Annotated in this window: 21 protein-coding genes; 12 read left to right on the top strand and 9 right to left on the bottom strand. The window is 37.3% G+C overall.

Annotation, left to right across the window (positions count from 1 at the left end; all coding sequences use genetic code 11):
• The first annotated feature begins 5 nt into the window (after positions 1 to 5).
• Genes ACMAYS_RS06160 through ACMAYS_RS06150 form a run of 3 tightly spaced genes read left to right on the top strand, consistent with a single transcriptional unit; the run spans position 6 to position 2,119 of the window.
• Positions 6 to 617, top strand: coding sequence for a septation protein IspZ (locus ACMAYS_RS06160; RefSeq protein ID WP_103216396.1), 612 nt, complete (start codon positions 6 to 8; stop codon positions 615 to 617).
• Positions 610 to 1,356 (top strand): protein kinase domain-containing protein, encoded by a 747-nt coding sequence (locus tag ACMAYS_RS06155; RefSeq protein ID WP_158246754.1) that lies wholly within the window; start codon positions 610 to 612, stop codon positions 1,354 to 1,356. Before ACMAYS_RS06160 ends, ACMAYS_RS06155 begins: the two co-directional genes overlap by 8 nt.
• Entirely contained in the window at positions 1,346 to 2,119 is a 774-nt protein-coding gene (locus ACMAYS_RS06150) for a PP2C family protein-serine/threonine phosphatase (RefSeq protein ID WP_103216398.1), read from the top strand. The genes ACMAYS_RS06155 and ACMAYS_RS06150 overlap by 11 nt, the downstream gene beginning before the upstream one ends.
• On the opposite strand, the gene pheA is transcribed toward ACMAYS_RS06150, so the two are convergent.
• From pheA to ACMAYS_RS06120, 6 genes are all read right to left on the bottom strand, one after another.
• Entirely contained in the window at positions 2,116 to 2,937 is an 822-nt protein-coding gene (gene pheA / locus ACMAYS_RS06145; RefSeq protein WP_146037739.1) for a prephenate dehydratase, read from the bottom strand. The genes ACMAYS_RS06150 and pheA overlap by 4 nt on opposite strands.
• 8 nt (positions 2,938 to 2,945) lie before the next feature.
• Positions 2,946 to 3,677, bottom strand: a complete 732-nt coding sequence (locus tag ACMAYS_RS06140; RefSeq protein WP_412462945.1) for a prephenate dehydrogenase/arogenate dehydrogenase family protein — start codon at positions 3,675 to 3,677, stop codon at positions 2,946 to 2,948.
• Positions 3,677 to 4,834 (bottom strand): pyridoxal phosphate-dependent aminotransferase, encoded by a 1,158-nt coding sequence (locus ACMAYS_RS06135; protein ID WP_412462944.1) that lies wholly within the window; start codon positions 4,832 to 4,834, stop codon positions 3,677 to 3,679. The genes ACMAYS_RS06140 and ACMAYS_RS06135 overlap by 1 nt, the downstream gene beginning before the upstream one ends.
• A 19-nt stretch (positions 4,835 to 4,853) precedes the next feature.
• Positions 4,854 to 5,945, bottom strand: coding sequence for a chorismate mutase (locus ACMAYS_RS06130; RefSeq protein ID WP_103216402.1), 1,092 nt, complete (start codon positions 5,943 to 5,945; stop codon positions 4,854 to 4,856).
• Between the two features lie 204 nt (positions 5,946 to 6,149).
• A complete protein-coding gene (locus ACMAYS_RS06125) occupies positions 6,150 to 6,587 on the bottom strand; it encodes a 6-carboxytetrahydropterin synthase (protein WP_103216403.1) in 438 nt (145 codons plus the stop codon).
• 76 nt (positions 6,588 to 6,663) lie between these two features.
• On the bottom strand, positions 6,664 to 7,152 hold the full coding sequence (locus ACMAYS_RS06120; protein WP_146037740.1) for a hypothetical protein: 489 nt from the start codon (positions 7,150 to 7,152) through the stop codon (positions 6,664 to 6,666).
• 102 nt (positions 7,153 to 7,254) lie between these two features.
• Between ACMAYS_RS06120 and ACMAYS_RS06115 the strand changes: the two genes are divergently transcribed.
• From ACMAYS_RS06115 to ACMAYS_RS06095, 5 genes are all read left to right on the top strand, one after another.
• Entirely contained in the window at positions 7,255 to 9,594 is a 2,340-nt protein-coding gene (locus ACMAYS_RS06115) for a DNA polymerase II (protein ID WP_412462943.1), read from the top strand.
• Positions 9,591 to 9,884, top strand: coding sequence for a hypothetical protein (locus tag ACMAYS_RS06110; RefSeq protein ID WP_103216406.1), 294 nt, complete (start codon positions 9,591 to 9,593; stop codon positions 9,882 to 9,884). Before ACMAYS_RS06115 ends, ACMAYS_RS06110 begins: the two co-directional genes overlap by 4 nt.
• An 81-nt stretch (positions 9,885 to 9,965) precedes the next feature.
• A complete protein-coding gene (locus tag ACMAYS_RS06105) occupies positions 9,966 to 10,190 on the top strand; it encodes a YggT family protein (protein ID WP_021266446.1) in 225 nt (74 codons plus the stop codon).
• A gap of 82 nt (positions 10,191 to 10,272) precedes the next feature.
• Positions 10,273 to 11,109 (top strand): hypothetical protein, encoded by an 837-nt coding sequence (locus ACMAYS_RS06100; RefSeq protein WP_103216408.1) that lies wholly within the window; start codon positions 10,273 to 10,275, stop codon positions 11,107 to 11,109.
• Between the two features lie 155 nt (positions 11,110 to 11,264).
• Positions 11,265 to 12,143: a septum formation initiator family protein gene (locus ACMAYS_RS06095; RefSeq protein WP_412462942.1), complete on the top strand. Its 879-nt coding sequence runs from the start codon at positions 11,265 to 11,267 to the stop codon at positions 12,141 to 12,143.
• Here the strand turns inward: ACMAYS_RS06095 and ACMAYS_RS06090 are convergent.
• Positions 12,088 to 12,612, bottom strand: a complete 525-nt coding sequence (locus ACMAYS_RS06090; protein WP_412462941.1) for a DUF192 domain-containing protein — start codon at positions 12,610 to 12,612, stop codon at positions 12,088 to 12,090. The genes ACMAYS_RS06095 and ACMAYS_RS06090 overlap by 56 nt on opposite strands.
• A 30-nt stretch (positions 12,613 to 12,642) precedes the next feature.
• Between ACMAYS_RS06090 and aspS the strand changes: the two genes are divergently transcribed.
• The 4 genes from aspS to ACMAYS_RS06070 all read left to right on the top strand — a co-directional run bounded on the left by aspS (position 12,643) and on the right by ACMAYS_RS06070 (position 17,932).
• Positions 12,643 to 14,433: an aspartate--tRNA ligase gene (aspS, locus tag ACMAYS_RS06085; protein ID WP_412462940.1), complete on the top strand. Its 1,791-nt coding sequence runs from the start codon at positions 12,643 to 12,645 to the stop codon at positions 14,431 to 14,433.
• 50 nt (positions 14,434 to 14,483) lie between these two features.
• The gene (locus tag ACMAYS_RS06080) at positions 14,484 to 15,944 is read left to right on the top strand and encodes an SLC13 family permease (protein WP_412462939.1); all 1,461 of its coding nucleotides are present in this window, start codon (positions 14,484 to 14,486) and stop codon (positions 15,942 to 15,944) included.
• Between the two features lie 77 nt (positions 15,945 to 16,021).
• Complete coding sequence (locus tag ACMAYS_RS06075; protein WP_412462938.1) at positions 16,022 to 17,512, top strand: hypothetical protein; 1,491 nt, start codon at positions 16,022 to 16,024, stop codon at positions 17,510 to 17,512.
• Positions 17,513 to 17,557: 45 nt separating this feature from the next.
• Positions 17,558 to 17,932: a hypothetical protein gene (locus tag ACMAYS_RS06070; RefSeq protein ID WP_103216413.1), complete on the top strand. Its 375-nt coding sequence runs from the start codon at positions 17,558 to 17,560 to the stop codon at positions 17,930 to 17,932.
• A gap of 189 nt (positions 17,933 to 18,121) precedes the next feature.
• Here ACMAYS_RS06070 and ACMAYS_RS06065 read toward each other — a convergent pair whose 3' ends face one another.
• Together ACMAYS_RS06065 and mutS are read right to left on the bottom strand one after the other, a co-directional pair.
• Positions 18,122 to 18,715 (bottom strand): RDD family protein, encoded by a 594-nt coding sequence (locus tag ACMAYS_RS06065; protein WP_103216414.1) that lies wholly within the window; start codon positions 18,713 to 18,715, stop codon positions 18,122 to 18,124.
• 72 nt (positions 18,716 to 18,787) lie between these two features.
• Positions 18,788 to 21,481, bottom strand: coding sequence for a DNA mismatch repair protein MutS (gene mutS, locus ACMAYS_RS06060; RefSeq protein ID WP_103216415.1), 2,694 nt, complete (start codon positions 21,479 to 21,481; stop codon positions 18,788 to 18,790).
• Positions 21,482 to 21,483: the final 2 nt, after the last annotated feature.

Genomic DNA, 21,483 nt, shown 5'->3' with positions numbered 1-21,483 from the left:
ATGAGATGAAAAAGAATAACTTATTTCTAATATCGTTTCTCCCAGCGCTTCTTTATTGGTATCTGGAAGAAACACAGACAGTGGAGATTGCCATTATTGGTGGTCTTTCACTGGCGATTATAGAAATCATATTTGAAAAGATCTTCTTTAAGCATATTCATTCAATTTCTAAATTAAATTTCATTATCATTCTAGTTCTTGGACCAATCTCTTTAATTGGACACGATGGTGTGTGGTTTAAGCTTCAGCCATTTTTTACTGGCCTCTTTCTAAGTGGCTTTCTGATCTTTAATCTTAGGCAAGGAAAAAGCTTAATGCTTACCATGATGGAAGATATGGAAAAGAAAGCAAATATTCCCGAAGAGATCATGACAAAGATCGAGTACCACTTGGCTTACTTCTTACTCTTTAATGGAATCTTTATGGGCTACCTTGCTATTTATGAATCAACTTCACGTTGGGCCTTCTTTAAATCCATCGGTTTCTATATCGTTTTTGCCGTCTTTCTTGTTTTAGAAATTATTATAATAAGACGTGAGGTTAAGAAGATTATGCTTGAGCAAATGCACTCTCAAGCCGATATGCTACATACACACCGTGGAGGACCATTTGACTAAAACAGGCGATATAGTTGAGATTGAAGAGTTTGATATTGTTCCTGGGCGCACCCTTGCCGGGCGTTATGTTGTCATTGAGAAACTTGGTTCTGGTTACGAAGGTGAAGTTTACCGCGTAAGAGAAAAACACACCAATATTGAAAGGGCCGTAAAAATTTACTTCCCGCAAAGAAATAAGAAATTCAAGGTAAGCACTAGATATTCATTGAAGCTTGAAAAGCTTAAACATAGTCCAATTGTTATGGACTGCCTATCGCATGAATTAATTACTCTTAAAGGTCAAAAAGTTGCCTGCCTAACATCTGAGTTTATTGAAGGGGAGATGCTTGGAGAGTTTATTCAAAAACAAAAGAATAAGCGTCTGGAAATCTTTTCTGCCATCCACTTACTTTATTCGATTGTTGTCGGTGTTGAATCAATCCACTTAGAAGGTGAGTATCATGGTGACCTTCATACTGAAAATATTATTATTCGTCGCTTTGGATTAGAGTTTGATTTAAAGATTATCGATCTTCACCACTGGGGCGATTCGAAAAAAGATAATCGCGATGAAGATATTATCAAAATCATCAGAATTTTCTATGATATCCTAGGAGGACAGAAGCATTATAAAAAGCTATCACCATCGATTAAGTACATTATTTGTGGACTTAAACGTGGGATGATCTTAAATCGTTTTAAGAATATTAGTATGCTTCGCTATCACCTAGAAACCATGGATTGGTCAGATGCCGTTTAAGAAAATTGTTTCCGATATACAAGAATTTGAACATGAAATTTTCGATTTTGGTGATTATCGAATTGGTTACTTCATAGCTAAACACAAACTAAAAGAAACTAATGACAATAACGAAGATGCACTCTTTATTAGTGGTGAAGAGAAATCTTTTGTTGTTGGAGTTTCTGACGGTGCTGGAGGACATCCACGTGGCCGAGATGCGGCCGTTGCTATCGTTGAAGCTGTGGCCCAGTATAAAGATGGAAGTAATTGTATTGAACTTATTGAAACGGCCAATCAACACGTCTCTGACCTTAAGGCCGGAGCAAGATCAACTCTTGCCTTTGCCCAGATCAAAGATGATATGGTTCGCTTTTACCACGTTGGGGATTCGGAAATTCTTTATTGGAATGCCCACGGCAATGAAATCTATACTTCCACTCCACACTCTGGAGTTGGCCATATGGTTAAGGCCGGAGTTCTAGGTCAGGAAGAATCCCTTGCTCACCCTGAAAGAAATTATGTTAATAACCTCATGGGTGATGACGTCATTAAGATTGAATCAACTTCTGGGGCCAATATTAAAAAAGGTCACACCATTCTCATTGGAAGTGATGGTTTATTCGACAATATCCCTCATGACTCCCTTACTGAACTTATTGGACAGGGGATTTTTGATAAGTCATTTGAAAACCTCGCTGAGTTTTGTAAAATTCAAAACGAAGATGCTTGGCTTAAGTACGATGACATTTCATTTATCGCGATTCGAAAGGTTAAGGCTTAGAACTGACCCGCAGGATAACTTCCAAGAATCTTAATATCATTAGCATCGCGCTTTAACTCTTTAAGGCATTCTTGAACCTTGTCATTGTGAAGGGCACCCATGAAATCCACGTAGAAGATATATTTAAACGGCTCGTGTGGAATAGGGCGGGATTCTAGTTTTGTTAAGTTGATGCTGTAGTCAGCGAAAACTTGTAGGCAACCAAGAAGAGCTCCTGGGTGGTGCTTTGTTGTGAAAGCGATACTTGTTTTTTCTTTCCCAATTCCTGTTGGAATATTCTTTTCTTTGACGAAAATTAGAAAGCGCGTGTAGTTTGCCGCTTCATCTTGAATCTTTTCTTGAATGATATTAAGGCCGTAGTAGTCAGCGCATAGACGAGATCCAACACAGGCTTCATTCAAAGACTTCGACTCTGAGATAATTTTGGCAGAACCTGCAGTGTCGAATTCAGCAACAGGTTTTAGGCCTTGATCTTTAAAAAAGCCATGGCATTGGGCCAAGGCAATCGGGTGAGAGTAGACGGCCTTAATGTCCGCTACATCAACACCCTGATTGGCCATAAGGCAATGGTTAATTTCTAGGTAGAGTTCGCCAATGGCAAAGAAGTCATGTTTAAAAATTAAATCCATATTGATATCGACGTTTCCGACGATGCTATTTTCGATAGGTAAGATGGCACAAGCGACTTCCTCATTTTCAAGGGCGCTACATACGTCTTCACTTAGGGCAATGCCCACGGCCTTAACGTCTTTACCAAAATATTTATAGAGTGCTTCTTCTGAGTAAGAACCTTTGGTGCCTTGAAATGCTACCTTCATGCCTTTATTCAATTCTCAAGCCTTTTAACTACTTTATTAAATGATTCAATAAAGTCCTCACGGGTTTGTTTGGCATATTGATTATGCTCATTCATATCCGCGAATAATTCCCATGAATCATTTTCGACAGTCTTGAGAATTTTTAAAAGTCTTCGGTAACCTTTAGTATCGATAGGAAGTTTTTTCGCATCCATATCCATAAGGGTTCTACCAATCATGTGAGTGAGTAGAAGAGAGTGTGAGATTTGTTTGTCGTGTTCTGCGGCAGTTGTTTCAATAACTTTAATCCCATGAAAACGCATAAAGGCACAGATCTTTTGATAATACTTATCTTCAATGCGAACAGGGCAAACCGCTATCTTTGTTCCAAATAATGTTTCACCTGCTGAGTCCGGTCCAAACATTGGGTGAGTTGCAAGGATACTTACTGATTCAGGTAAGTATTTCTTCATCACCTCAACAGGCATTTCTTTGACAGAACAAACATCAGCAACGAGTGCATCCTTTGATAACATTGGTGCTATTTCTTTAATGACTGATTCAAATTTATTCATTGGAACAAAAGGGATGACGATTGGATTACTTGCAACTTCTTTAAGAGACTTGAAGTGACAACCCATGGCCTCAACTTCCGTTTTTACACTTTCGTTGATGTCATAAACCTCAACTGTAAAATCTTCTTCTAGGTATTTTGAAATTAACTTACCAAGTCGTCCGAAACCAATTATTCCAACTTTCATTAACAAAGAACCTTTTTTATATTTTCATAAGCTTGTTCAATACGTTCAACAGAATCTGTAAAAGCTAGGCGAATATAATCATCTTGACCAAAAAACTTTCCTGGAACAAGAGCAACACCAGCTTCTTCAATTAGCTTTTGAACCATCTCAATAGAATCCTTTACGATACCTTTTTCAATAAATGGTTTTATATCTAAGAATAGATAAAATGCTCCTTGAGGCTTAGAGACTTTAAAGAGTTGAGAAAATAATTCATAAGCACGAGTTTTGCGCTCATGCATGGTCTTAAGCATATCGCCAATAATTTCATCACTATGCTCAATGGCATTGATTGCACCATATTGAGTAAAAGGTGGAATATTTCCACAAAGATGACCTTGAAAACTATCAACTTTCTTAATGAATTCTTCCTTGGCAATCATGTAACCGACACGAAAGCCTGTCATACAAAATGATTTTGAAAAGCTTTGAATTGAAATTGAACGATCTGCGATTTCTTTACCAAGCATAAGAGGTGAGACGAATTCACAGTCATAAGTCAGAGACTCGTAGGCTTCATCACTTACGATAATTAAATCATGAGCAATAGCAAGCTCTCCAAGCTCCGTTAATTCTTTTCTTGTATACACAGCTCCTGATGGATTATTTGGTGTATTGATATAGATTGCTTTTGTCTTAGGTGTAATAGCGTTCTTAATTGCATCAAGATCAAGGTGAAAATCTTCTTGTGAATTAACAAAAACAGACTTTCCTCCAGCTAGCTTGATACTTTCAGGAATAGTTACCCAATATGGGATAGGGACGATAACTTCATCACCTTCATCTAGAATTGATTGAAAAGAGTTGAAAATAATTTGCTTTGAGCCATTACCTACGAGAATATTTTGAGGGCCAATCTGAGTATTGCAACGTTTGTTAAAGTAACTTGCAATAGCTTGCCTTAACTCTGGCTCACCACTTACTGAAGAATACTTAGTTTTCCCTTTCTTGAGGGCCTCATAGATTGCTTCAAGAATACTTTCTTTTGGTAAGAAATCAGGCTCACCGATATTTAAACCGATGATATCCTTTCCTTGATTTCTAAGGTTTGTAATTTGTGCCGATATCTGGATACTTCCAGACGGAGCAATTCCTTCCACTCTTTCAGATACTTTCATAATTTAATTATATCACTTTTTAAGATTCTTTCTTAAAATCATTCATCATTCGAGTTTGCTCTCTAACTGATTCAGTGTGAATTGCGTGGTATAGCTCTTCAACAAATCTGCGATCAAGAGATAGCTTTTCACCCTTAGCAATACGATCATTCATTAGCGTATCCATTCTTCCTACTTGAAGTGGAGTTACGTTATTTGCACTCTTAAGAGCACCAATTTGCTTAACGATATTCATACGCATATGCATAAATTCTAGAATATCATTATCAATTTGATCGATTTTATTTCTAAGTTTATTAAGTTCGTCTTCAAAGCCATCATTGTGTCCAATAGCATCTCTTACTTGTAGGTGAGTGATGATATCGTGAAGCATTTTTGGAGTTACCTGTTGAGCGGCATCACTTAATGCTTTTTCTGGAGTGATATGAGTTTCAACCATCACACCATCCATATTCATATCCATGGCCTTCTGACATACTTCTCCAATTAGGTTGCGATTCCCTGCAATGTGTGAAGGGTCACAGATAATTGGAAGCTCAGGCATAAGTCTTTTTAATTCAATTGGAATTGCCCAGTAAGGCTTATTTCTATATTTCGTTTTTTCTGCACTTGAAAAACCTCTGTGAATTGCAGCAAGTTTATCAAGACCTACATTTGAGAACCTTTCGATAGCACCCATCCAAAGAGCAAGGTCTAAATTGATTGGGTTCTTCACCATAACAGGAATATCGACACCTTTAAGAGCTTCTGCAATTTCTTGAACAGCAAAAGGTGAAACAGTAGTACGTGCCCCAATCCAAAGAATATCAACATTGTGCTTAAGAGCTAATTCGACGTGAGAAGCATTGGCAACTTCAGTTGTAATTGGAATATTAAAATCTTTTCTAACTTGTTCCATCCAAGGAAGACCAACAAGACCTACACCTTCAAATGTATTAGGGCGAGTTCTTGGCTTCCAAATTCCTGCACGAAAGGCGTCCACTTTGCCATTCTCCACGAGCTCTTTTGCAATTTGATATACTTGCTCTTCACTTTCCGCAGAACACGGGCCTGCGATAACAAGTGGTTTTTCATCAATTTTTATCCAAGAGTTTAGTGGCGCTATTTTCATGTGACATCCTTTAGGCTTTCTTTTTGGTCAAGTATTAAGATAAATTTATATTACTCAATACAATACTATTCAAGTCTTTAACTCATCGAAATTGACTTAAATTTTCTTAATTTATTCAGTGTTTATTTGTTCTAAATGGAATTATTTGCTTAGGGATAGTTATGGGCCCAATATACTCGAAATATAATGAACCCACGACAAGAATTATGGAATATAAATAGCTGAGTTTTTCTCGTTTTCTTTCACTTCTAGACGTGAAATCCAAACGCGACCGTCTGTCTTCTTTTTAATTAGTTCAGACATTTTCTCATAAACAAATTCGGCCGTTCCTTCCATTCCTGCATTTGGAAGCACTCGAAGTTGAACAACACCAGCTTCATCAAGTTTTTTAAATTCTTCCATAAATGGATCGTCTTGTGATGCAAGGAAAGTGTGATCAAACATATCATCAAGCCAAGCTTTAACGTCTTTAAGATCACCAAAGTCCATTACCCACATTTCCTTAGTCAGCTGTGAACATTCAAATTCAAAGTGGAATGAGCGTGAGTATCCGTGAACGAATCGACAATGTGAATCTGCTTTCCATTGACGGTGTGTACATGGGAAGCCATAGAAGTGTTTTGTTGATTTAAAAGTGGCCATAATTATCTCCGTTTAAGTATCTACACACTAGCATAGATAGGGTAATCATGGCCACATGATCTAGCCCCAGATGGGACTATAACTTGATAGTTTTGATATCTTCATTAAGTTCTTTGGTAGCTTTTTTGGTAAAGATGAGGGTAGGGGAATACTTGAAAGCTACGCCCAGAACAAGAAGAGTTTGGATAATGAAGATATTGCGATTAATATCTTGTCCTCCTTCTGCTGCCACGAGATTTCCTTGTGAAGGGAACCATCTTAGGGCAATAAAGTAAATCGCAACTGGTAAGAGCATATTCACTAGGCCATTGTAGACCCTCTCTTTCGAACTCTTAGGGGGATTTAAGAATTCATTTAAAAGAGCGAATCCTAGGGATAGAAGTGATAGTGCTGTAAATACCACGCTCATTACAGGGTTTTGGAAAACTTGAATGGATAAGAGTGCCAAGACACCAAAGAACATATAGCTTAGTAAGCGATACTTCTTGCCCTTGTCATCTTTCTCCGAAAAGAAATCCACTAAAAAAACTAAATTGAATACTGTGAATACGATTGTTATTGTCATGCCCTGCATATCGGGGCTTTTACCAATGTCTAAACTTAAGAAAATGCTAAAAAAGGCTAAATCCTCTTTAACAAATTGCTTTAAATAAGCTACGCTCTGTCTATGACGAATATCACGAGTACACAAGGTTTTATCATTCACGATCAGGTCGTTGATCAGGCAAATCATATGGATTTAATCTTTTGGATTAAAACATCTGAAGATGTCGTAAAAGTAATTATCTCTAATGAAAGACCACTTTTTTTTATTGAAAGTGATGCTAATTTAAATCTTAGCTTTCAAGGAGAAAGAAAGAAGTTAAACCTTAAGGCCTTTAATGGCAGAACTTTAGATGGTATCTATTTTAATCGTCATAAAGATCTTATGGATACGAGAGAGCACTTTCATAAAAATGGGATTCGTACCTATGAAAGTGACGTTAGGCCAAATGAGCGCTTCCTTATGGAGAGATTCATAAATGGAGAAGTACTTATTCAAGGTCAAGTTCAAATGATTGGCAATATGCGTGTCTTCCACAATCCTCAAATGAAGGCTTTGGGAATTCATGAGTCCGCCCAAAAACCAACGCCTAATTTTAATATCATGTCCTTAGATATTGAAACGAGTATGGGCAATGATCTGTATTCGATTGCGATACATCAAATAGGTGATCGCGATATTAAGAAAGTTTATATGGTTGATGAAAGCGGCCAATATACTAATGATGAGTTAACAACTTTTTATCGAAGTGAAAAAGAGTTAATGATTGCATTCATTAATGATTTTTCTGATTATGACCCTGACTTCATTGTCGGATGGCATGTTATCGGATTTGACTTAAAATTTTTAGAGCGCAAGTGCCAACAATTTGGCATTAAATTTAATCTTGGCCGTGATGGCTCGCAAGTACGTCTTAGAGAAAGAAAGGGAGCCGGTTGGTTTTCAACAATAGCTGGTCGTCAGGTTATTGATGGCCCTCCAACTTTAAGAGCAGCATTTTATCAATTTGAAAATTTTAAACTTGATACTGTTGCAACTGAAGTTCTTGGTGCAAATAAAGATATTACCGAAACAGGAATGGATAAAGTTGAAGAAATTACAAGACGTTTCTTAGAAGAAAAGCATGCTCTTGCAAAGTATAATATTCTCGACTGTACTCTTGTTTTAGATATTTATAAAAAGTTAGAAATTATTGAACATCTCTATCGTCGCGTACAATTAAGTGGAATGTTAATTGATCGTTTATCAAGTTCAACACGTGCTTTTGATCATATTTATTTACCACGCCTACACCGTAAAGGTTTTATTGCGGGAAATACCTTAGATATTGATAAGGAAAGTGCATCTCTGGGTGGACTTGTTATTGAGGGAACGAAAGGCCTTCATGAAAATGTTGTGGTCTTAGATTTTAAATCTCTCTACCCAACAATTATTAAAACTTTTAAGATTGATCCACTTTCGCGCTTAAAAGGGGATGTGAATTCAACAATACTTAAAAATGGAGTTGCTTTCTCTAAGACAGAGCATATTCTTCCAGAACAAATTGACTTTCTTTTAAAACAGCGTGAAATAGCAAAAACAAGGCAGGATAAGAACTTATCTCAAGCCGTTAAAATTCTCATGAATTCTTTCTATGGTGTAATGGGCTCTGGTGGTTGCCGCTTTTATCACGCGGATCTAGCGACATCGATAACATCAACAGGTCAGTGGCTTCTTAATGAATCCATGAATTATGCACGCTCTCTTGGCTACGAAGTTGTCTATGGTGATACTGATTCTGTTTTCATAAAATTAAAGTTCTTAGAATCATCTCAAAAGGATAAGGCCGGTACAGATCTAGCTCGTAAAATAACAACTCACTTAACGGAGTTAATCGAAAGAGATTACGACCTCGAATCTCATCTTGAAATGGAATATGAGAAATGCTTTAAGAAGTTGTTTATCCCTGAATCTCGAAGTTCTGAAATGGGTGCAAAGAAGCGCTATGCCGGAATTTTTGAAAATGGTGAATTATATTTTTCTGGAATGGAGTTTGTTCGTTCTGATTGGACGAAAGCCGCTAAAAGCTTTCAGTATGAAATCTATAAGAGGTTTTTTAATTCAGAGTCTTTAAATGAATATATTAAGAATTACGTTAATGATTTAAAGAATGGTTTTTTTGATAGGCAATTGGTTTATTCAAAACGATTATCAAAAGATATCAGCGAATACACAAAAACAAATCCTCCTCATGTAAAGGCCGCAAGGTTATTGCAGGAGAGAGAACCTGATAAGAACATCAGAAAAATCGATTACTTAATGACGCTTCATGGCCCTGTTCCTCTTGTTTTTGCGCCTAAGGACATCGATTATCAGCATTATATTGATAAACAGTTATCACCAGTTGCAACTGATGTGCTAAAATTTATGGGTATCTCCTTTGACGATATTGTCATGGGTTCACAAATGAGTTTATTTGAATGAGCGATCAAGAATATACAGCACCAAAAAGAAGCTATAAGAAGAACTGGGCCTTCATGGGTTCTGTTTTTTTTATCATGGCAATCTTTTACATTCTTTTCAAACGCGATTTCTACTTATATGTTTGTGAACAAGAAAATAATGCTCCGGCCTGTTTCTTATTATCTGATATTTATCAGGAAGATGGGGAGTATGCTAAGGCACAAAAGTATCTTGAGCTATCTTGTCAGAATAAATATGAAATCGCCTGCAACAAGCTTGGAAGGGGCATTCCGGCCAGTATCGTGAAATAGGTAAGCTTTTATTTGCTAACCATCCCTTGAACTTTTTAGGCTTCTTATATATCCTATTTAGCAGTTCAAAGGGGTTGTATTTTGATTCGAACACTAATTGATATTTATATTTTTATTCTCATTATTGATGTGATTATTTCTTATATCCCTCAATATAAATCACATCCAATTTGTGTAAGAATAAAGCAGCTCTCTGATTACACATGTGGCCCTGTTCGTCGTATGTTGCCAGAAATGGATATTCCATTTGATATCTCTCCGATGATTGTGATTTTATTTTTAAAGATTTTCGTCGCAGTTTTTTAGTTTCTTTGTAATTTCAAATTCTTGCCAATACGTATCAAAAGTTATTAAATTATAATTATATGTATTGCCTATGGAGGGGTTAGTGCACAACGAGTTTGATTTTCTTACACAAGAGACTTTTAATCTTAATACACAAGAACAATTTTTAGCTGATGAAGATTTTCGCAATGAATTTCTTTTTGGCTCACAAAGTTTAGAGTCTGAATCAGAATCGTGTGTTGAATATCCTCAAACCTCTGGTTTCGTATACAATATCGTTAAAAGTAGTTCGACTTTTAGTATTCGTGGTGTAATTACAGATAATATTAGTGAAACATTCGAATTAGCTAGCTCTGGCGATGTATCGACACTTAAGTCACTACGAATTGAAAAGAGTGAAGTGGCCGAATCTCTTTACTACGAAATTCCTAACTTAGATCTTGCTCAAGTTATTTATGATCAAATTTTTAATAAGCGCTTTCCTTTAGAGGAAGATTTAATTTGCAATATCTCTGACCCGGGCTTTAGCTGGTGGTATCAAAGAAGTGACGATGCCATTCGCATTAACTTTAAAAGCCATAAGCTTGAGGGGAGCGGACAAAGACTGAAACTAGGTCCAATTGGCGATGTGTGTATCGCAAGTATTCTTTTCACACGTCTGGAAAAGGCCCTAGAAGAGAAAATGAATCTTTTAGAGTTTAGTATTTCAGAAAAGCATTTCATTCTAAAGCCGAAAGATCGCTTTCACCGAATATTTGAAGAATTATCTTTAGTTTTTGAAGAAGGAGAGCTTGATAGTGATGCTCAGATTCTAAGAGGACTTGATGAGACTTTGAAATTATATCTAATTGAGTTGGCAACTATCAGAAAGTTTTGGCTTCAAATCGAGTCTTTAAACACAAATTTTGATTATTCGACTTCTCAAAATCTTCTTTCGTAAACGAATAAAAAAACTTCGAATCGCCTTTGTGCGCTTTGTCACGATAAGTTTTCCGTGAGAAAACTACTTGTGTGAAATTTTGAAACGCATTAAAATATTGATATTGGGAAAAAAAGTATTCATGAGGAATACTTCGCAAAAAACAGGATGTAAGTTTGCAGTTTTCACTAGGAAGAAATCGTGGACCTTCTGCGTCAGGGTCTGCATCGACGACTAATAGTAGTTCAGAGCAAAATTCAAGAAGTGCAGCAATGCAAAAAGCGATTGAAAGAAATCGTGCAAAGATGGCCTCGAGACAAGATCAAAGAGGGACTCCTGCAAGTGCACCGAGTCGTGCTTCTGCCCCAATGGGAACGCCGCCTCCAATGCCTAGGGCATCTGCAACAAGTGCTCGTCCAAGACCAATGTCTGCTCCATCTCGTGATGAAGGAGCATCAAGTGAATCCGGATCGTCTGTATTGGCGAAACTTAGAGCACAACGAGCTCAACGTGAAGCAAGTGCAGCACCAAAACCATCAGTTTCAGCTTCACCAAGTGCAGCTCCAACAAGAAAACCAATTACTCAAGCAGATAATATTGAAATGTCTTCACCTCTTAGAAAGAAGACAACAGCTCCTGCAGCTGTTAATTATGCTGACCAAACACCAGTAAAGGCAATTGCTAAGGCCAAGACTGCGGTAAGCGCTAAGAGAAAAGTAAAATCTAAATCTAAAAAGAAAGGTGAGCTTACGCACTGGGGTGTGAAGTTATGTTGGGGATTTTGCTTATTCCTTCTAGGCCGCTTAGTTTTTTCTCAGGGTGGGGTAATTGAATACTTTGATAAGAAATCGACGCTTGATCAGGCTTACCATGAAGTGACTCTATTAAAAGCAGAGAATGATGGCCTAATGAAAGAGCTTGATTTAATCAGAAATAATCACCGCTATAAAAAGAAACTTGTCCGTGATCACTTAGGTTATATCGCTCGTGATGAGTATCTTATTTTATTCCCAGAGACTTCTGAAACTTCTGATCGAGGGCTTTCTTCCATTTAAGTTGGGAGCCCTTAGTAATTCCGTACTTCTTTGCCATACCGGCATGCAATTCTAAAACAAATTGACCTTGATAAACCTTAGTTGTTGGAATCTTTTGCGGTTCATTGCGACTTGGATAATGAGGTAGTGTTTCAATAGCAATAACTTTAAAGTTCTTATCTAAAAAAATAATATCGAGATCAAAGTAAGTATCAGGCATCCAAAACTTTAGTGGCATCTCTTGTTGATAGACAAAAACGAGGCCTTCACTTTTCTTCATCTTGTTGGCCTTTAGTCCACTTAGGCCTTGTTGCTTTTCCTCTTCTGATACTGCCCAAGAGACTTTAATCTCATTATTCTTTGGCGTAATCATGATCTTCTCGGCCCACTTCGGATTAATAAATTGGGCATGTGAATGTGTGCCTAGCGTTAATAGTAGAAATACAAAAAATGTACTGAGAATATGTGAAGAATTTGTTATAAATTTCATACCAAAAAACTATATATCAAGAGGATTAGCATGTCACAGATTAAGGGTTTGATGAGAACTCACAATTTAGGAGAATTAAGGGCCGAGCACATCGGTAATGTAGTAACACTATGCGGTTGGGTAAATAAGAACCGCGACCTAGGTGGTCTAACTTTTATCGATTTACGAGATAAATTTGGTGTAACTCAACTTAACTTCACAAACTTCAAGGGCGACGCTGATCTTCTTAAAAAATGTCATCTTGAATCAGTTATCAAGGTTATTGGGACTGTTGCAGGACGTCCTGAAGAAGCGCTAAATAAGAATATGGCCACAGGAGAAGTTGAAGTTCACGTAACTGAACTAGAAGTTCTATCAGAGTGTGATATTAATAATATTCCATTTCTTCCATATGGTGCAACTGAAGCGACAGAAGATAACAAGCTTAAGTACCGCTACCTAGATTTAAGAACAAAGAAGCTTCAAGATATTCTAAAGCTTCGTTCTAAAATTACTCTAGACGTAAGAAATACAATGAGTGTAAACGACTTCATCGAAGTTGAAACACCAATTCTTTATAAGTCGACACCAGAAGGTGCTCGTGACTACGTTGTTCCATCTCGTGTTCATCCTGGTCACGTTTACGCTCTTCCACAGTCGCCACAGACACTTAAACAACTTCTTATGATTGGTGGAACTGATAAGTACTTCCAAATCTGTAAGTGCTTCCGTGACGAGGACTTAAGAGCTGACCGTCAGCCAGAGTTTACTCAAATCGATATTGAGGTTTCATTTGCTACTGAAGAGTATATGAAAAATATCGCAACTGATCTTATGAGAAATATCTTTGAATTAGGCGCTGATTTTGAAATTCCAGTTATGCATTACAACGATGCAATGAGAGACTACGGTTCAGATAAACCAGACGTACGTTTTGGATTAAAGCAACATATTGTTTCAGACATTTTTAAAGATACTGAATTTGGTGTTTTCAAATCAGCAATTGAAAGTGGTGGAATGGTTAAGACGATGTTCGTACCAGCTTCAATGGGAACATTTTCTCGTAAGATTCTTGATGGATTCGTTGATGTTGTAAAACCTCACGGTGGAAAAGGTGTTGCATTCTTTAAAGTTGAAGATGGTGCAGTTTCTGGTGGTATCTCTAAATTCATTACTGAAGAGGTTCTTGCAAGTTTATCAAGTCTTTCTGATTTAGATGGAGATGCAAAAAATGGAACTTGGTTATTCTTTGCAGATCAAGAGGGAATTGTACACGATAGTGCAGATGCTCTTCGTCGCCACCTAGGGCGCGAGCTTGGTCTTATCAAAGACGGTTACGCATTCCTATGGGTAAATGACTTCCCATGTTTTGAAACTGATGAATCAAGATTCTATGCAAAACACCACCCATTCACTTCTCCTAAGATTAGTGAAATGGATAAATTTATGAACGAAGAGATCAATGTTAGCAATAAAACTCTTCGCGACCTTCCTGCTCAAGCATACGACCTCGTTTGTAACGGGTACGAGCTTGGTGGTGGATCAATTAGAATTCACAACGGTGCAGTTCAGGAAAGAATGTTTGAAGTTCTTGGTATGAGTGAAGAAGAAGTTGCTAATCAATTTGGGTTCTTTGTAAATGCGCTTAAGTACGGAACACCTCCACATGGTGGTATTGCTCTAGGTCTAGACCGTATCACAATGGTTAAGGCCGGAACTGATAATATTCGTGATGTAATCGCGTTCCCTAAGACAACGACAGCAAGTGATATGATGTCGAATGCACCATCTGTTCCTTCAAAAGAGCAGACTGATGAACTACACTTTGGTTTCTTAAAATAATTGTAGAAGGCCCTCTTATTAGGAGGGCCTCTTTTTTGGAATATTGATCTATGTTTAAAAGCTTGTACCGTGAATTCTTACATGAGTGGAAACATAGCTCGACAATGTCGGTGGTTTTTCAATTTCTTGGAATCGTCGCTTTCTTCTTAGTCTATACTTCAGATTTACAGCTCGAAACTAATGCAAAAACATTCTTAGCAATATTTTCTTATGTTGTTATTCAATGGCTTCTTTCAAGTACTCCTTTATTTATTTCAGGAATGATGGGAGTTGCTCTGACTGTTCTATTTGGTGTGGTTTCTTTTGAAGAAGCCTTCAGTAGTTTTAGCTCTCAGATTATCTTTCTGTTTATGGGAGGATTTCTTTTAGCGCGTGCGATGGAGAAGCTTGGCCTTGATCGAAAATTATCGGTGACGATTCTAAATACTCGCTTCATTGATGGTGACTTCAATCGTACTCTGGCCGTCGTTATTGGTGTCACTTGTCTATTTTCGATGTGGGTTTCAAATTCCGCTACAACTGCAATGATGCTGCCAATCGGTTTTGGCTTACTTAAGTCTTTTAAAGTGAAAGAAGAAAAGACAAAGCAGTATTTTTTATTAATTGTTGCCTATGCTGCATCCGTTGGTGGAATGGCCACTCCAATTGGTTCTCCTCCAAACCTTATTACAATGGGACTACTTGAGCAGCATACAAATCAAGTTTTAACTTTTTGGGATTGGTGTAAGTTTGGCTTTCCCCTGACAATCTTCTTTTCAATAATTTTATTCTTCTATGCAAAGAGAAAAATTACTGAAGATATTAAGAAAGTTGATAAGAATGATCTCATGATGAGCTTAGGTAAGAATAATAAAATTACAAATAACGAAATACGCTTAATGCTCATTTTTACGATTACAATTTTCTTATGGTTTGCTCCAAGTTTATGCTCACTCATATTAGGTAAGGGGCATATCGTTTCAATATATGTTCAAAAATATTTAACAGCGGGGATGGTTGCTATCATTGCTGCTTGTACTCTCTTTATGGCACCAATTTATAGTCGTACAAAATTATTAGATCAAGATGATATTAAGACGATTGATTGGGGAACACTGTTACTCTTTGGCTCTGGTCTTTCTCTAGGATCGACACTTTTTAAAACAGGAATTGCCGATTTTGTGGCAAATAACTTGATTAGTATTTTTAGTAACTGGAGCTTTGCTGCTCTTCTTGTTCTTGTTGTTGGAATTTCAATATTACTCACTGAGCTTGTAAGCAATACTGCTGCGGCCAATGTTTTAGTTCCAATTCTGATTGCAGCAGCAACTCAAGCAAATTATTCAAGTATTACTGCGGCTTTTATCGTAGCCTTTAGTTGTAATATGGCCTTTATGTTACCAGTTGCCACACCACCAAATGCAATTGTCTATGGAACAGGTCTCGTCCCTATGAATCGTATGATTAGCTTTGGCGTTATTCTCAATATTGTGGCATTTATTAGTTTGTCCCTAATTGTGATAATGTCTTAGCTTGGATGATTTTTCCTAATTTTATTTAGTTCATTAATTATTTAAGCGTACAAATTACTCACTCCGAATAGTCGAGTATGAAAGCACTTAAAATCGCCACGATATCAATTTGTTCTCTTTTAACCTTTGCCTTTGATGATAAGTTCGAAGACTTTGCCGAGATGGATGCATGTGTTGAATGTGTCATGGTTCAAGAACAGAATCAAAATATGAACTCTTCTGGGGGTGGCTATCCTGGTATGGGAATGGGCATGGGGGGCAGCTTTACGAATTACGGTGTTAATCTGAAAATGCCAGATAAAAAAGCGATTGCATCTGCATTTGCAAAAAATCAATTACAGTATCATATATCCCATTCAGCTAATGATACAGTGGACTTAGAAAGTTATTTCGCAAGTGTTGATCCAAAGAATGAGTTAAGTCGTAGTGAGCGTGAAAAATTGGTAACTGAGATTATAAGTAATTCCACAGCTCCATACTATGAATATAATGTAGAAACAAATACTGGTTTCTATAAAGTAAATCCCGCTATCGAACGTCTTATTCGTTCGGCCCAAGCTTCTGGCTATATTGTCGATAATGAGTCTTATAAAGATCTTGAGTTAGCAAAGGCCTATATTACTTTCGAAGGTGATGTGGATGGACTAATTAGTTATCTTAAAGAAAATTACAAAGGGGCCAAACTTGCAAAGGCAGCAAATCAATATCCTCGTTATATAGGTATGGATGCCAATGGAAACCTTTCAGACGACTATTATAAATTATTAAAGCTTTCTCTCGAATCTGGGGGACTTGATGATACAAAGGTTATGGAGTTAATTAGACAAGAGATTCTTTCAAGATCACTTGGAGGGAAACCATCTCCGATTTCTGATTTAATATCAAAGCATATTGATGTGGCAGAGTCTTATCGAAATGGGTTAGGAGATAATCTGGCATGTGAATTTGCTAAAGGGATTTATCTCAATACTAATCATATGAAAGAAACGATAAGTTCTACATATCCAGCAATCGCCACTTCTAGTAATTTATTTGGCTCTTATGAACAGCAGGCCATCATGGAAGATCTCAAAAGCTCTGCCATTTTTAATAATATGAATAATCTTCTTCATTACCAGGCCCTAGGTGGAAGTATTGATACGGTTTGTGCTGATGGTATGTATCCAAGGGATTACCTCGAAGTTGCTCATAGAGAAGGGCTTCTTGATAATTTTGCGAAAGAAGAGCTCATCATCCTTGGACTTGTTCAGGATGATTGCTACAAAGATGTTTCTCGTCTTGAGTTAGCGAAGTTATGTGATGCTGCTTCAATTGCATATATTCTTGAAAGACAGACCAGGCGAAATCTTCAAATGTCTGAGCGTACAGAAAACTCAAATGTAAAACACAATTATATTGAGGGGAGAAATGGTTGTAGCATTTCTGTTCTAGATAATATTGTGAGAAAAGGTGGAAAGACAGTTGATCGAGAAGTTGAAGTTCTCTTAAATAGTGATGAAGTAATTTTAAGAACCAAGAGCATGGAGAAGCTAAAGGCCAGTATTAATAGCCTTTACGGAGACCAGTAAGTTCTTTGTTGCACGAAATCATAGGGGCAGATAAAATAGAATATTATGGCCCTTAGTTTAGAAAAAACTTTTGTTAAAACGACAAAGAATAAGATTAAAAATCGTATTGAAAATTCTGATGAATCTTTACTTGAGATTATACTCGATCATAAAGAGGAGCGTTCTCGTCGTACGCAAAAAGGTGAGCATAAGGCCTGTGTGAAAAGACCGTGGGATTCAAGTGATAGTTCTCAGCGTGATCTCTTTAATGGAAGTAGTGAAGGCTATAACAAGTCTAAGGTTGCTAATAAGACAGTTATGAAGCCATATCAAAAAGAGTGTGAGGGGAGTCGTCCGAGTAAGTCTGTGAGCTGTGACGAAAAACTAAAGTCACGTGTCGTGGGCCGTGCCAGCGAGATCTTCGCCAATCTCGAACTTTAGGGGCGCGGGTACCAATCGAGAATTCAATTATATAGAAGAGAGAATCATATCTAATTCTCACTTTTCCATGAAATTTTTAATGAATTAGCCTCGAAGCATCGCTTTATGGAGTGTTCGTTATTGTATTTTTGTGAATTTAAGAAATAATTCTTAGTTAAGTATCCGAATTCTCGATTGGTACCCGCGCCCCTAACCGAATAGGCTGATTTGTTCAACTTCTTCAACTGGCTCGGTATCTGCTTGGATCTCTGCTAGTGCATAAGCGAATTCTTCTGTACTGATCACATGAGTTTGAGAGATGAAGTCCTGCACACCTTTTTGATCATGTCTTAAGAAGTTGATCACAAGTGGTAAAAAGAAAAGTAGGTTAGCGAAAACATAGCCGATTGAGCGTCCAAAGCAATCAAGGGCACTTAATGGCTCAGTTACATCGTGTGACTTCACAACCTTTAACTTGAAAAATGCTTTCCCTAAAGTCTGTCCATTTCCTAAGTAGTAAGAAAAGAAGAAGTAGCTAAAGAACATGATTGCAAGTGATAGCTGTGTTGTCTGACTCTGAAATGCCATTGATGAAACCTTTGGCGAAGTCGAAATATTTGAAATGAAATTATTTACAAATGAAAGCCAAATAAAAGTTAGTGCCTTATTGGCAAAAACCACAAGATAAATATCTAGGATAAAAGCGTAGAATCTCTTTCTAAGACGATCTTGTCTTATCTTCTTAGCGGCTTTGCTTTTTTTGTAGTAATCGTAAATTTCAGATAGCTTATTATTCGTGCTCATACTGTATTTATCGGTATGAACGCTGAAGATTAAAAGAAAGGGCGCTTTAGAAAGCGCCCTTGGAAATTATTTCTAGTTTAAAGTAATTTGATCAACTAATTCATTGAGCTTATTTAGGGCCTGAATAGGAGTTAAGTTGTTGATATCGACTTTTGATAAGTGATCCTCAACTTGTTTCAAGTACTCAGGTATTTCTGCTGGTGTTTGTACACTGAAGAAATCTAATTGTTCGCTATGATCACTATCAAGTAAGGCTTGAGATACGCTTGATTCCTTTTCCATGCTCTTAAGAATTGATTGTGAACGCTTAAGTACAGTTGGAGGAAGGCCTGCAAGTTTGGCAACGTAGATACCAAATGATTGTGAAGCGGCTTGTTCAACGAGACGATATAGGAATTTAACATTTCCTCTATGGTTTTGCGTTTCTACTGTAAGGTTTTTTGCCTCAGGGTAGCGATCCGCAAGATCAATTAGCTCATGGTAGTGAGTTGCAAATAGACAAAGTGCTTTTGTGTTCTCAATGAAGTGTTCAACTAGGGCCCAAGCGATTGAAAGGCCATCATAAGTTGAAGTACCACGTCCCACTTCATCAAGAATGATAAGTGACTTATCTGTTGCGTGTCTTAGGATCTCAGCTGTTTCGGCCATTTCCACCATAAAAGTCGATTGTCCTTTTAGGATGTCATCACTTGCACCAAGACGACTGAATAGGAAGTCGCAAATGCTAACTTTGGCATTATCTGCAGGAACGAATGATCCAATTTGTGTTAGAAGTTGGATGATCGCAATCTCACGCATAACTGTTGTTTTACCGGCCATGTTGGGACCAGTAATAAGACCGAAGTATGTTTCATCATTAAGTTTAAGGTCGTGCGGAATGAATTGATCTTTGATGGCAGCTTTAATTAGTGGGTGCCATGCTCCGCGAATATCCATGTCACGAGACTTTTCAGAAATAGTTGGTCTTGAGAATTCTTCGTTTCGTGCAATCCAAGAAAGTGATTGAAGAGTATCTGTTGCAGATAGGATATTTGCTAGCATTTGAATTGCATGGCTTAAATCCGTGATCTGCTTAATTAGCCCTTTAAAGATTTCTCTTTCAAGTTTTTCTAGCTTTTCGCGTGCAACAACAACTTCTTTTTCAAATTGAGTTAGCTCTTCAGTTGCGTACCTCTCAGAGTTAACAAGAGTTTGCCTGCGAATAAAATTTGCAGGAACTTTATCTGAATGAGTTTTAGAAACTTCAATGAAGTAGCCAGCAACATTATTTGATTTAATACGTAGCTTTTGAATTCCTGTTTCTTCGCGGTAGCGATTTTCTAGTTCGACTAGAGCTTGGGCCGTATTTTGAGAAATCTTTGCAAGGTGGTCACGTGTCTCATTTGCGCCTTCTCTGATTAAGTTACCCTTATCGAGATTTGCACCTATTTCATCGTTAATTGTCTTTTTAATATCATCACGAAGCTTGAATAAATTCGTTTTGTCTTCCGTTTTCATTTCTTTAAAGACATTTGTTGGAAGCTCGCTTAGCGAATTTGTTAATTCTTCGTATACATCGACTGCACTTGAAATATTTAAAAGGTCCCCAGCATTTGCACGGTTTGTCGCGGCCTTCGCTAGGATTCTTTCAAGATCGCGAACGTTATTTAAAGCCTCGCGAGTATCTTGTAAAAGATCATCATGTTTTAAAAAGAACTCAATTGTATCAAGACGATTTGTGATTTCTTTTCGATCTGTTAGTGGGTTTGTGAAAACAGTTTTTAGTTTTCTTGAACCCATTGATGTTTTTGTCTTATCCATAAAGCCAAGAAGTGAGTCTTTATAAGTTTCACGTGACTTTGGAAGTATCTCTAATCCTGTAAGAGTAGGGATTGTAACCTTCATGCTACCCGTGCGATCAGATAGACTGAAAGCGTGGAGGTGAGTGAACTCTTCATGATTTTGAGTCGAACAAATATAATATGAAAGCGCTCCAATTGGGCCGAGAACACTTTGGTTTTCATTTAAAAGTTGATCACGTTTATAAGTTGGAATTAACTTTTCAAGATAAACACTTGAGTACTTTTCATTAAAATATTCTTTTGAAAGGTGAGTGACAAGAGTTCCATTGTGCTCATTAAGAGTAGCGACACTCTCATACTTATCCCACTGTCCTAAGTATGTAATGAACTCTTTAGGATGAAGGACGCGAATTTTTTCAATAAAGTCTTCAAAGCTATCAAGAATAAAACCTTTGAAGAATCCAGTTGTAAAATCAATGGCAACAATTTCAAAGCGGCCATTTACTTCATTACAGGCAAGAATGAATTGGTCTTCTTTTGAATCTGTTTTATCGAGATCGTAAGGCATCCCTGGAGAGACAACTTGAGTAACAGCTCTTTTAACAATCCCCTTTGCTTCTTTTGGGTTTTCGACTTGTTCACAAATTGCGACTTTAAGTCCCTCGCTTGAGAAGCGATCGATATAAGTTGCAGCTGCATGGTGTGGAATTCCTGCCATAGGAATTTTGTGTTCACCAAGTTTTCCTCTGTGAGTGAGTGCAATATTTAGAATTTTAGATGCATTGATTGCATCTTCAAAGAAGACTTCGTAAAAGTCACCCATGCGAAACATTAGCATATGGTCACGATAGTTCACTTTGATTTCGTGATATTGGGCCATCATTGGTGTAAGCTTTACGCCTTCGGCAACGATTTTTTCAATCTCTAAAGTCATGTTATTGATTCCCTTAAGTGTTGTGTATTCTTGAGCGATTAAGTCTACCAAAT

The organism is Halobacteriovorax sp. RT-2-6, assembly GCF_047085025.1.
Lineage (GTDB): Bacteria > Bdellovibrionota > Bacteriovoracia > Bacteriovoracales > Bacteriovoracaceae > Halobacteriovorax_A.
The sequence above is the reverse complement of the archived record's forward strand: the minus strand, read 5'-3'. Positions and strand labels throughout refer to the sequence as shown.